The organism is Neisseria sp. HMSC070F02, from assembly GCF_001814225.1.
Taxonomy (GTDB): domain Bacteria; phylum Pseudomonadota; class Gammaproteobacteria; order Burkholderiales; family Neisseriaceae; genus Neisseria; species Neisseria meningitidis.
On the sequence record NZ_KV815479.1, the window covers coordinates 11,863 to 22,995 of the forward strand.

Annotated in this window: 9 protein-coding genes and 2 pseudogenes; 7 read left to right on the top strand and 4 right to left on the bottom strand. The window is 54.1% G+C overall.

What is annotated here, in order from left to right:
• Positions 1-76: 76 nt before the first annotated feature.
• Positions 77-1,243 (bottom strand): iron uptake system protein EfeO, encoded by a 1,167-nt coding sequence (efeO, locus tag HMPREF2959_RS08620; RefSeq protein ID WP_002223258.1) that lies wholly within the window; start codon positions 1,241-1,243, stop codon positions 77-79.
• Positions 1,240-2,079, bottom strand: coding sequence for an iron uptake transporter permease EfeU (gene efeU / locus HMPREF2959_RS08625; protein WP_002215227.1), 840 nt, complete (start codon positions 2,077-2,079; stop codon positions 1,240-1,242). Before efeU ends, efeO begins: the two co-directional genes overlap by 4 nt.
• A gap of 210 nt (positions 2,080-2,289) precedes the next feature.
• Between efeU and HMPREF2959_RS08630 the strand changes: the two genes are divergently transcribed.
• Positions 2,290-3,615 carry a murein transglycosylase A gene (locus HMPREF2959_RS08630; protein WP_002240920.1) on the top strand — a complete coding sequence of 442 codons (1,326 nt, stop codon included), beginning with the start codon at positions 2,290-2,292 and terminating at the stop codon, positions 3,613-3,615.
• Positions 3,616-3,999: 384 nt separating this feature from the next.
• On the opposite strand, the gene HMPREF2959_RS08635 is transcribed toward HMPREF2959_RS08630, so the two are convergent.
• Positions 4,000-4,518, bottom strand: coding sequence for a hypothetical protein (locus HMPREF2959_RS08635; RefSeq protein ID WP_070696687.1), 519 nt, complete (start codon positions 4,516-4,518; stop codon positions 4,000-4,002).
• Between the two features lie 281 nt (positions 4,519-4,799).
• Between HMPREF2959_RS08635 and glmS the strand changes: the two genes are divergently transcribed.
• Together glmS and metG are read left to right on the top strand one after the other, a co-directional pair.
• Positions 4,800-6,638 (top strand): glutamine--fructose-6-phosphate transaminase (isomerizing), encoded by a 1,839-nt coding sequence (gene glmS, locus HMPREF2959_RS08645; protein ID WP_002261622.1) that lies wholly within the window; start codon positions 4,800-4,802, stop codon positions 6,636-6,638.
• A gap of 115 nt (positions 6,639-6,753) precedes the next feature.
• Positions 6,754-8,811 carry a methionine--tRNA ligase gene (gene metG, locus HMPREF2959_RS08650; RefSeq protein WP_070696696.1) on the top strand — a complete coding sequence of 686 codons (2,058 nt, stop codon included), beginning with the start codon at positions 6,754-6,756 and terminating at the stop codon, positions 8,809-8,811.
• 74 nt (positions 8,812-8,885) lie between these two features.
• Here metG and HMPREF2959_RS08655 read toward each other — a convergent pair whose 3' ends face one another.
• Entirely contained in the window at positions 8,886-9,839 is a 954-nt protein-coding gene (locus HMPREF2959_RS08655; RefSeq protein WP_002240916.1) for a D-2-hydroxyacid dehydrogenase, read from the bottom strand.
• Between the two features lie 121 nt (positions 9,840-9,960).
• Here HMPREF2959_RS08655 and HMPREF2959_RS08660 point away from each other — a divergent pair, with 121 nt between their 5' ends.
• The 4 genes and pseudogenes from HMPREF2959_RS08660 to HMPREF2959_RS13320 all read left to right on the top strand — a co-directional run.
• A complete protein-coding gene (locus HMPREF2959_RS08660; protein WP_002246551.1) occupies positions 9,961-10,179 on the top strand; it encodes a DUF2061 domain-containing protein in 219 nt (72 codons plus the stop codon).
• Positions 10,180-10,256: 77 nt separating this feature from the next.
• Complete coding sequence (locus tag HMPREF2959_RS08665) at positions 10,257-10,586, top strand: FKBP-type peptidyl-prolyl cis-trans isomerase (protein ID WP_002240914.1); 330 nt, start codon at positions 10,257-10,259, stop codon at positions 10,584-10,586.
• 28 nt (positions 10,587-10,614) lie between these two features.
• Positions 10,615-10,971, top strand: a pseudogene (locus HMPREF2959_RS13545) (pilin); the annotation flags it as partial.
• 57 nt (positions 10,972-11,028) lie between these two features.
• Positions 11,029-11,133: pseudogene (locus HMPREF2959_RS13320) on the top strand (prepilin-type cleavage/methylation domain-containing protein); the annotation flags it as partial.

Genomic DNA, 11,133 nt, shown 5'->3' on the forward strand with positions numbered 1-11,133 from the left:
CCGTACTGGTTTTTGTTAATCCACTATAAAACTTCAGACGGTATCTGCCGCCAAATACCGTCTGAACGCTTGCGGCTTATTTCAAGCCGAGTATACCGCGAAGTTGGGCAAGGTCTTCGGCAAGCGCGTTAATAGAGGCCTGTAACGCTTTGCGGTCGGCTTCGCCCAGCTTGTCGTAGGTTTCAAAACCGTCTTTAGTCCGGTATTTCGCCAGAATTTCGTTGACCTGTTTGAAGTTGGTATCGGTTTTTTCCAACAAGGCTTTGTTTTTGGCCTCGATCAGCGGACGGAACAAATCGACGATTTTTTTCGATCCGTCCACATTGGCTTGGAAATCGCTCAAATCGGTGTGGCTGTACCGGTCTTCTTCGCCGCTGATTTTACTGCCCGCCACTTCTTCAATCAGTTCGGATGCGCCGCCGACCACCTTGCCCGGAGGAAACGCCAATGCGTCGATTTCTTTTTGCAGGGCTTCGACATCGGTCATCAGTTTCGCTGCAATTTCCTTCACGCCGGACACGTCTTTTTCCACCCAAAGGGCGTATTCGATACGGTGAAAGCCGGTAAATCCGGCATCTTTCGCGCCGTCTTTGAAGTCGTCTTCACGCGCATCGATGACGGGGTCGAGTTCGCTGAAAAGCTCGGCAATCGGTTCGATGCGTTCGTAATGGACGCGGGTGTCGGCAAACAGGGATTTCGCCTTTTCAATGTCGCCTGCTTTGACGGCTTCGGTAAAGGTTTTGGTTTTCGCCACCAGCTCTTTAACCTCGCCTTGAACATAGGCTTTATAGTCGGCGAGCGGTTGGGACAGTTTTTCCAAATCCGCTTCGTTGGCGGTGTCTTTAAAGCCGCTGTCGGTTACCACCAGCTTGCCGCGCGGATTGGTCAAAAGACCGCAAGTCATTTCGTATTCGCCCGGCAACAGGGTGACGGTCATTTTATCGGAAAGTCCGGGGGCGATGTTTTCGCGCTCGTCCACCACCATCACGCCCTTCAGGATTTCCCATTCGAGCTTGCGGCCGCTGTTGTTTTTAATATTGAACACAACCTGTCCGCTCGGCACGGTCAGTTCCATCGGTTCGCAGGCATTGTCGTTGACGGCGATACTGACCGAACCGCCCTCGTTGGCGGTTTGCGCCTCACTGGACGCGGCCGGCGCAGCTTTCTCCGCCTCCGGCGGCTGGCACGCGGTCAAACCTAAGGCAAGCATCACGGACAATGCGGTCAAATTGAATTTTCTCATTTCAGCTCCTCTTTACGGGTTAAAGTTTCAGACGGCCTGCTGCCGCACAAAAACCAAGTTATGACGGGAATAAGGTACAGCAGCCAAACCAAGGCCTCGCCCTGCGTCGGATGGTCGGTATAGCCGAAAAATCCGCCGAGCAGCACGCCCAACGGGCTGTCTTCGTGCAAATATTTTGATGAGTCGAACACAATGTCCTGAAGCGCGTTCCAAATGCCTGCTTCGTGCAGCGCACGCAGCGAACCGGCAAGCAGACCAGCGGCAACGATAATCAGAAACGCCCCTGTCCAACGGAAAAACTTCGCCAGATTCAGGCGCATCCCACCCTGATAAATCAACGCGCCAATCACGGCGGCAGCCAAAACCCCCGCTACCGCACCGGCCGGCATCTGCCACGTCGGGCTCTGTTTGAATACGGCAAGCAGGAAAAAAACGCTCTCCAAACCTTCGCGCGCCACGGCAAGAAACGCCATACCGACCAAGGCCCATCCTTGACCGCTGCCACGGTTCAAAGCCGCCTGCACAGAATCCTGAAGCTGCCGCTTCATCGAACGGGCGGCTTTTTTCATCCATAAAATCATATAAGTCAGCATCGCGACAGCAACCAAACCGATAATGCCGACGACGAACTCCTGCTGCTTTTGGGGAATCTCGCCTGTTGCCGAATGGATTCCGTACCCCAGCCCCAAACACATCAAAGAAGCAAGGACGACCCCGAACCAGACCTTAGGCATCAGTTTGGAATGTCCGGACTGTTTCAGAAAACCGGCAACGATGCCGACAATGAGCGCGGCTTCGATACCCTCGCGCAACATAATTAAAAAAGCGACCAGCATAAACGCGAACGAACAAGGATGATGAATAATATATTATCGGAATATTTTCATTGCTTGTAAATACAAATGCAAGTTATTTTTATCTGCAGTACCGCGCGGCGGAAAGTTCCGCAGGCTGCAGCTGCGCCCTGTGTTAAAATCCCCTCTCCACGGCTGCCGCAACGCCGCCCGAAACCATCTTTCTTATTACTGCCGGCAACATTGTCCATTATGAAAAAATACCTGTTCCGCGCCGCCCTGTACGGCATCTCCGCCGCCATCCTCGCCGCCTGCCAAAGCAAGAGCATCCAAACCTTTCCGCAACCCGACACATCCGTCATCAACGGCCCGGACCGGCCGGCCGGCATCCCCGACCCCGCCGGAACGACGGTTGCTGGCGGCGGGGCCGTTTATACCGTTGTGCCGCACCTGTCCCTGCCCCACTGGGCGGCGCAGGATTTCGCCAAAAGCCTGCAATCCTTCCGCCTCGGCTGCGCCAATTTGAAAAACCGCCAAGGCTGGCAGGATGTGTGCGCCCAAGCCTTTCAAACCCCCGTCCATTCCTTTCAGGCAAAACAGTTTTTTGAACGCTATTTCACGCCGTGGCAGGTTGCAGGCAACGGAAGCCTTGCCGGTACGGTTACCGGCTATTACGAACCGGTGCTGAAGGGCGACGACAGGCGGACGGCACAAGCCCGCTTCCCGATTTACGGTATTCCCGACGATTTTATCTCCGTCCCCCTGCCTGCCGGTTTGCGGAGCGGAAAAGCCCTTGTCCGCATCAGGCAGACGGGGAAAAACAGCGGCACAATCGACAATGCCGGCGGCACGCACACCGCCGACCTCTCCCGATTCCCCATCACCGCGCGCACAACGGCAATCAAAGGCAGGTTTGAAGGAAGCCGCTTCCTCCCCTACCACACGCGCAACCAAATCAACGGCGGCGCGCTTGACGGCAAAGCCCCGATACTCGGTTACGCCGAAGACCCTGTCGAACTTTTTTTTATGCACATCCAAGGCTCGGGCCGTCTGAAAACCCCGTCCGGCAAATACATCCGCATCGGCTATGCCGACAAAAACGAACATCCCTACGTTTCCATCGGACGCTATATGGCGGATAAGGGCTACCTCAAACTCGGACAAACCTCCATGCAGGGCATTAAGTCTTATATGCGGCAAAATCCGCAACGCCTCGCCGAAGTTTTGGGTCAAAACCCCAGCTATATCTTTTTCCGAGAGCTTACCGGAAGCAGCAATGACGGCCCTGTCGGCGCACTGGGCACGCCGCTGATGGGCGAGTACGCTGGCGCAGTCGACCGGCACTACATTACCTTGGGTGCGCCCTTATTTGTCGCCACCGCCCATCCGGTTACCCGCAAAGCACTCAACCGCCTGATTATGGCGCAGGATACCGGCAGCGCGATTAAAGGCGCGGTGCGCGTGGATTATTTCTGGGGTTACGGCGACGAAGCAGGGGAAACGGCAGGTAAAATGAAAGAACCAGGTTACGTTTGGCAGCTCCTGCCCAACGGTATGAAGCCTGAATACCGGCCGTAAACCGGCAAAACAATGCCGTCTGAAGCCCATCACGGCCAATCGGGCGCATTAAGGCGAAGTTTGCGATACCGCCGGTACAAGCCGGCTGGACAAAACGCCTTTCTTATTTGACGGAATTATAGTGGATTAACAAAAATCAGGACAAGGCGACCGAAGCCGCAGACAGTACAGATAGCACGGCAAGGCAAGGCGAGGCAACGCCGTACTGGTTTTTGTTAATCCACTATAATTTCCGCCCGAACAAAAATACCCTTTGCAAACGGACGGAATCGGACGGATATTCAAACGCGTCCGAACAAAAAAAGCGGACATTCCTGCCCGCCCGTACCGGTACGGAAACCGCACGTCCGATTCGGACGGCGGCATCCTCCCGGTTGTCCTACGCTAAAGCAACAATGTCGGTTTGCCGTTGCATTTGATTTTTTTTTCCAATTCGTCAAACTCGGCTTCAAACCGCCGTTTTAATTGCTCGATCGCCGCCTGACGCTGCTGATACGTTTGGTTTGACGGCAACGCATTTCGCGCGTCGCGGTATGCCTGTTCCGTTTGTCCGCACTTTTTCTGATGGTCGATGATTTTGTCCTTCATCGCCGCATCGGTTTTCACATACTGCCTGCGTTCGACATACAGCTCTTTCCCGTCGTCGGAAAGTTTGATCGGGATTTCCCCTATCCCCGTGTTTATCGAAAGCGCGCCGTCTTTTTCAGACAAAAGCATAGATTCTTCCTTACCTGTAAACACGTTGATTTTATTAAGGAAGTAATTGCCTTTTTCTTTTTTGACGGCAATCATACCCTCTTTTTTGTCCGACTTTTCACGCCAATAACCCTCGTAACCGCCGGCATCCTTGCCGCAGCCCGCCAACACCGCCGCCACGCCGACGGCCCAAAGCATTTGTTTCATTTCCATACTCCGTTAACATTAAGACTGGGCGAGTATATTGTTTTTTTTTTTCAGCTTGTCAATATTGATTTGCAAAAACTATAAACCGGCAGCAGGCAATGCCGTCTGAACGCCCATCCCGGTCAGGCGGGGAAATCCCTCCCTTTTTTGAGCAAGCCCAAGCCTTCAGACGGCATTTTGCTGTTTTTCGGCGCGGAAGGCGGTTTATAATCCGAAGCGGAAGGTGCGGCACGGGAGCCGTCCGCGCCTGTTTTTTTTCAACCGGATACTAAGGAACAGTCATGTGCGGTATCGTCGGCGCCATCCGCGCCCATCACAACGTCGTCGATTTTCTGACCAACGGCCTCAAACGCCTCGAATACCGGGGTTACGATTCATCGGGCATCGCCGTGTATTCAGACGGCAAAATCAAGCGCGTGCGCCGTGTCGGGCGCGTGCAGTTAATGGAAGATGCGGCGCGTGAAAAGCATTTGAACGGCAGTTTGGGCATCGGGCATACGCGCTGGGCGACACACGGCGGCGTTACCGAGCCGAACGCCCACCCGCACATCAGCGGCGGTATGATTGCCGTCGTCCACAACGGCATCATCGAAAACTTTGAAAGCGAACGTAAACGCTTGGAAGATTTGGGATACCGTTTTGAATCGCAAACGGATACCGAAGTCATCGCCCACAGCATCAATCACGAATACGCGCAAAACGGCGGCAGGCTGTTTGAAGCGGTACAGGAAGCGGTCAAACGTTTCCACGGCGCATACGCCATCGCGGTTATTGCCCAAGACAAGCCTGATGAATTAGTTGTGGCGCGTATGGGCTGCCCGCTTTTGGTCGCTTTGGGCGACGATGAAACCTTTATCGCTTCGGACGTGTCCGCCGTCATCGCCTTTACGCGCCGCGTGGCGTACCTCGAAGACGGCGACATCGCACTGCTGGCTTCAGACGGCATTAAAAGGCTGACCGATAAAAACGGCCTGCCTGCCGAACGCAAAGTCAAGGTATCCGAACTCTCGCTCGCCTCTTTGGAACTGGGACCGTACAGCCACTTTATGCAAAAGGAAATCCACGAGCAGCCGCGCGCGATTGCGGATACGGCGGAAGTTTTCCTCGACGGCGGCCTCATCCCCGAAAACTTCGGCAAAGACGCCAAAAGCGTGTTTGAAAGCATCCGCAGCGTCAAAATCCTTGCCTGCGGCACGTCCTATTACGCCGCGCTGACCGCCAAATATTGGTTGGAATCCATCGCCAAAATCCCGGCCGATGTCGAAATCGCCAGCGAATACCGATACCGCAGCGTGATTGCCGACCCCGACCAACTGGTCATTACCATTTCCCAATCCGGCGAAACGCTGGACACGATGGAGGCTTTGAAATACGCCAAATCGTTGGGACACCGCCACAGCCTCTCCATTTGCAACGTGATGGAATCCGCCCTGCCGCGCGAAAGCAGCCTCGTGCTTTATACCCGTGCCGGTGCGGAAATCGGTGTCGCCTCAACCAAAGCATTTACCACGCAGCTGGTTGCGCTGTTCGGTTTGGCGGTAACGCTGGCGAAAGTGCGCGGTTTGGTTTCCGAAGAAGACGAAGCACGTTACACCGAAGAACTCCGCCAGCTTCCCGGCAGCGTGCAGCACGCTTTAAACCTCGAACCGCAAATTGCCGCCTGGGCGCAACAGTTTGCCAAGAAAACCAGCGCGCTGTTTTTGGGGCGCGGCATCCATTACCCGATTGCCCTCGAAGGCGCGTTAAAACTGAAGGAAATCACCTACATCCACGCTGAAGCCTATCCTGCCGGCGAACTGAAGCACGGGCCGCTTGCCTTGGTGGACGAAAACATGCCCGTCGTCGTCATCGCACCCAACGACAGCCTGTTGGACAAAGTCAAAGCCAATATGCAGGAAGTCGGCGCGCGCGGCGGCGAACTTTTCGTCTTTGCCGACCTCGACAGCAATTTTAATGCCACCGAAGGTGTGCACGTTATCCGCGCACCGCGCCACGTCGGCGAACTGTCCCCCGTCGTGCATACCATCCCCGTGCAGCTCCTCGCCTACCACACCGCCCTCGCACGCGGCACGGATGTGGACAAGCCGCGCAATCTGGCGAAATCCGTAACCGTCGAATAAATCCCGCCGGTTGGCAAAAATGCCGTCTGAAGCCCGATTTTTCAGGCTTCAGACGGCATTTCCCCGTTTGATTTGCGGTATAATCCGCCTTTACCCATTGTTTGCAAAGCACAATATGACACGCAAAATCCTCGTTACCTCCGCCCTGCCCTATGCCAACGGCAGCATCCACCTCGGCCACATGGTCGAACACATCCAAACCGACGTTTGGGTGCGCTTTCAAAAACTGCGCGGCAACGAATGCTACTACTGCTGCGCCGACGACACCCACGGCACGCCCGTGATGCTTGCCGCGCAAAAACAAGGCATCGCGCCCGAAGACATGATTGCCAAAGTGCGCGAAGAACACCTCGCCGACTTCACCGGCTTTTTCATCGGCCACGACAATTATTACAGCACCCATTCCCCTGAAAACAAACAGTTTTCCCAAGACATCTACCGCGCGCTGAAAGCCAACGGCAAAATTGAGAGCCGCGTCATCGAGCAGCTTTTCGACCCCGAAAAACAAATGTTCCTGCCCGACCGCTTCGTCAAAGGCGAATGCCCGAAATGCCACGCCCAAGACCAGTACGGCGACAACTGCGAAGTCTGCGGTACGACCTATTCCCCGACCGAACTGATTAATCCGTATTCCGCCGTTTCCGGTGCCAAACCCGAATTGCGCGAATCCGAACACTTCTTCTTCAAACTGGGCGAATGCGCCGACTTCCTCAAAGCATGGACTTCCGGCAACAACCCGCACGACGGCAAACCCCATCTGCAACCAGAAGCCCTCAACAAAATGAAAGAATGGCTGGGCGAAGGCGAAGAAACCACCCTGTCCGACTGGGACATTTCCCGCGACGCGCCGTATTTCGGTTTTGAAATCCCCGACGCGCCGGGCAAATACTTCTACGTCTGGCTGGACGCGCCCGTCGGCTACATGGCATCGTTTAAAAACCTGTGCGACCGCATCGGCATCGATTTCGACGAATACTTCAAAGCCGGCAGCCAAACCGAGATGTACCACTTCATCGGCAAAGACATCCTCTATTTCCACGCCCTGTTCTGGCCCGCCATGCTGCATTTCTCCGGCCACCGCGCCCCGACCGGCGTGTACGCACACGGCTTTTTGACCGTGGACGGACAAAAAATGTCCAAATCGCGCGGCACGTTTATTACCGCCAAATCCTATCTGGAACAAGGCCTAAACCCCGAGTGGATGCGCTACTACATCGCCGCCAAACTCAACAGCAAAATCGAAGACATCGATTTGAACCTGCAAGACTTTATCTCGCGCGTCAACAGCGACCTCGTCGGCAAATACGTCAACATCGCCGCCCGCGCGTCAGGTTTCATTGCCAAACGCTTTGAAGGCCGTTTGAAAGACGTCGCCGACAGCGCATTGCTGGCAAAACTTGCAGCCGAAAGCGACACCATCGCCGAGCAATACGAAAACCGCGAATACGCCCGCGCCCTGCGCGACATTATGGCTTTGGCTGATGCGGTGAACGAATACGTTGATGCCAACAAACCTTGGGAACTGGCGAAACAAGAAGGCCAAGACGCACGCCTGCACGAAGTATGCAGCGAACTCATCAACGCCTTTACGATGCTGACCGCCTACCTCGCCCCCGTCTTGCCGCAAACCGCCGCAAACGCCGCCAAATTCCTGAATTTGGAAGCCATCACTTGGGCAAATACACGCGAAACCTTGGGCAAACACGCCATCAACAAATACGAACATTTAATGCAACGAGTGGAGCAAAAACAAGTGGACGATTTAATCGAAGCCAACAAACAAAGCATTCAGACGACCCCCGCACCTGCCGCCGAAGAAAGTCAATACGAAAAAGTTGCCGAACAGGCAAGCTTCGACGACTTTATGAAAATCGACATGCGCGTCGCCAAAGTATTGAACTGCGAAGCCGTCGAAGGCAGCACCAAACTCTTAAAATTCGACCTCGATTTCGGTTTTGAAAAACGCATTATCTTCTCCGGCATCGCCGCGTCTTATCCCAACCCTGCCGAGTTAAATGGAAGGATGGTCATCGCCGTCGCCAACTTCGCCCCGCGCAAAATGGCAAAATTCGGCGTATCCGAAGGCATGATTTTGAGTGCCGCCACGGCAGACGGCAAACTGAAGCTCTTAGATGTGGATGCAGGCGCGCAACCGGGCGACAAAGTCGGTTAAGTAGAAATCTCAAAAAATGCCGTCTGAACCCTTTGGGCGTTCAGACGGCATTGTTTTCCGTCATCCCGACAAGCTCAAACCACGCGGTTTTGCGCCTCTCCTTTCACAAAGGCGTGAATGTTCGCCAACAATATATCAAACAGCCTGTCCAACGCTTCACGACTTGCCCACGCGGTATGCGGCGTAACAATCAGATTGGGAAGGTGAGCCTTCAGCAAGGGATTGCCGTTTTTGGGCGGTTCCTCCGTCAAAACATCGACACCTGCCCCGCCAATCTGCCCGTATTTGAGTGCGGCAATCAGCGCGTTTTCATCCACCAGCCCGCCGCGCCCGCAATTGATTAAAACCGCGCCGGGCTTCATCTGCCGCAACTCATTTTCGCCTATCATATTTTCAGTTTGGGCGTTCAGCGGACAGTGCAGCGACAACACGTCGGCAGTCTGTACCGCATCTTCAAAGGAAACATAGCCTTCGCGCACGTCGGGCGCGTGTTTGTGTTCGGCAAACACCACCCTCATACCGAACGCCTGCGCGTATCCGGCCAGCGTCCGTCCGATATTGCCGCGTCCGAAAACCGCCAGCGTTTTACCGTTCAAATCCCGAATCGGCGCGCCGTAATGGCAGAAAAACGGCGACTTTTCCCACAAACCGGCCGCAACATCACGCTGATAGGCAGGCAAATTCCGCATTAACGCAATCATCAGCATAAAGGCGTGTTCCGCAACCGATTCGTTTCCGTATGCGCGGACATTGCATACCGCAACGCCCGCCGCCTTCGCCGCCTCAATATCGATATTATTCACACCGGTCGCACTGACGGCAATCAGCTCAAGCTGAGGATTATCCGCAATGATATCGGCAGAAATGACAACCTTATTGGTGATGACGATGTGCGCACCGCATACGCGTACCGCCGTTTCCGCAGCACCTGTCGTACCGTAAACCGCAAGCTCGTGCGGAAAATCAAAATGAAAAACCCGGCCGGGCAAAGTATCCGCATCCAAAACAACAATCTTTTTATGATTCATAATTTCTATACCTATTTGAAAAATGATTTATTTACACTAACAACAAATAGCAAATTTAAACCGCGCAGCCTTATGATAATCTTTATCATCCCTCCGTCAATGTCCAATCCGAGAGAGGATGATGCTTAAAACCCTGACTTTTGCCGCACTGCATTTCAGCGTCGCCTTCAGTGTAACCTATGTACTGACGGGCAGTATAGGCGTATCGGGAGCAGTTGCGCTGGTCGAACCCCTAATCAACACCGTCGTTTTCTATTTCCATGAAAAAGCATGGAACCTTTACGAAAAAAATAAAACAGTCCAACAAACACAGCCGTTTCAGCTGCACCGGAGCAGCTGACGTTTGAGCGGCATTTGACTTCGCCGGACGGTATGTTACCCTTGCCGTTTTGACCAACAAGCAACGAAAGGACAAATATGGGCAGCCTGATTATTGAAGATTTGCAGGAAGGCTTCGGAAAAGAAGCAGTTAAAGGCAAAGAGATTACCGTGCATTACACAGGTTGGCTGGAAAACGGAACCAAATTCGACTCCAGCCTCGACCGCCGCCAGCCGCTGACCATCACGCTCGGCGTCGGACAAGTCATCAAAGGCTGGGACGAAGGCTTCGGCGGCATGAAGGAAGGCGGCAAACGCAAGCTGACCATCCCTTCGGAAATGGGCTACGGCGCACACGGCGCCGGCGGCGTGATTCCTCCGCACGCCACTTTGATATTTGAAGTCGAGCTGCTGAAAGTGTACGAATAAAGCTGCCCGGGCAATACCGTCTGACATAATGGCTTCAAGCAACGTAAACAACGAAATCAAAGGCAAAAAACTCTCCCTGTGGGCCAAGCGTCAAAACGGTTCGGTAAAATGGTTCTGCGGACAGCCGGTTACGCGCAACGCCAAAGCCACCGACGACGACGTTACCGCCGCCAGCGACAAGCAGATCGACACCAAGCACCTGCCGTCAACCTGCCGCGACGCTTCATCTACCGGTTGCATAGAAACACCACGCGCCGACTTCAAACACTTCCAAAAAATCAGCCGTCACCGAGTATTACCTGAATCACGGCAAATGGCCGAAAAACTTCGTCATTCCCGCGCAGGCGGGAATCTAGGTTTGTCGGCACAGAAACTTATCGGGTAAAAAGGTTTCTCCGGTTCCGAGTTCTAGATTCCCACTTTCGTGGGAATGACGGGATTTAATGATGCCGCCGACATAGCATCCACTCCCTCCGACATCAAAGGCAAATATGTTAAAAGCGTTGAAGTCAAAAACGGCGTCATTACCGCCCAAATGGCTTCAAGC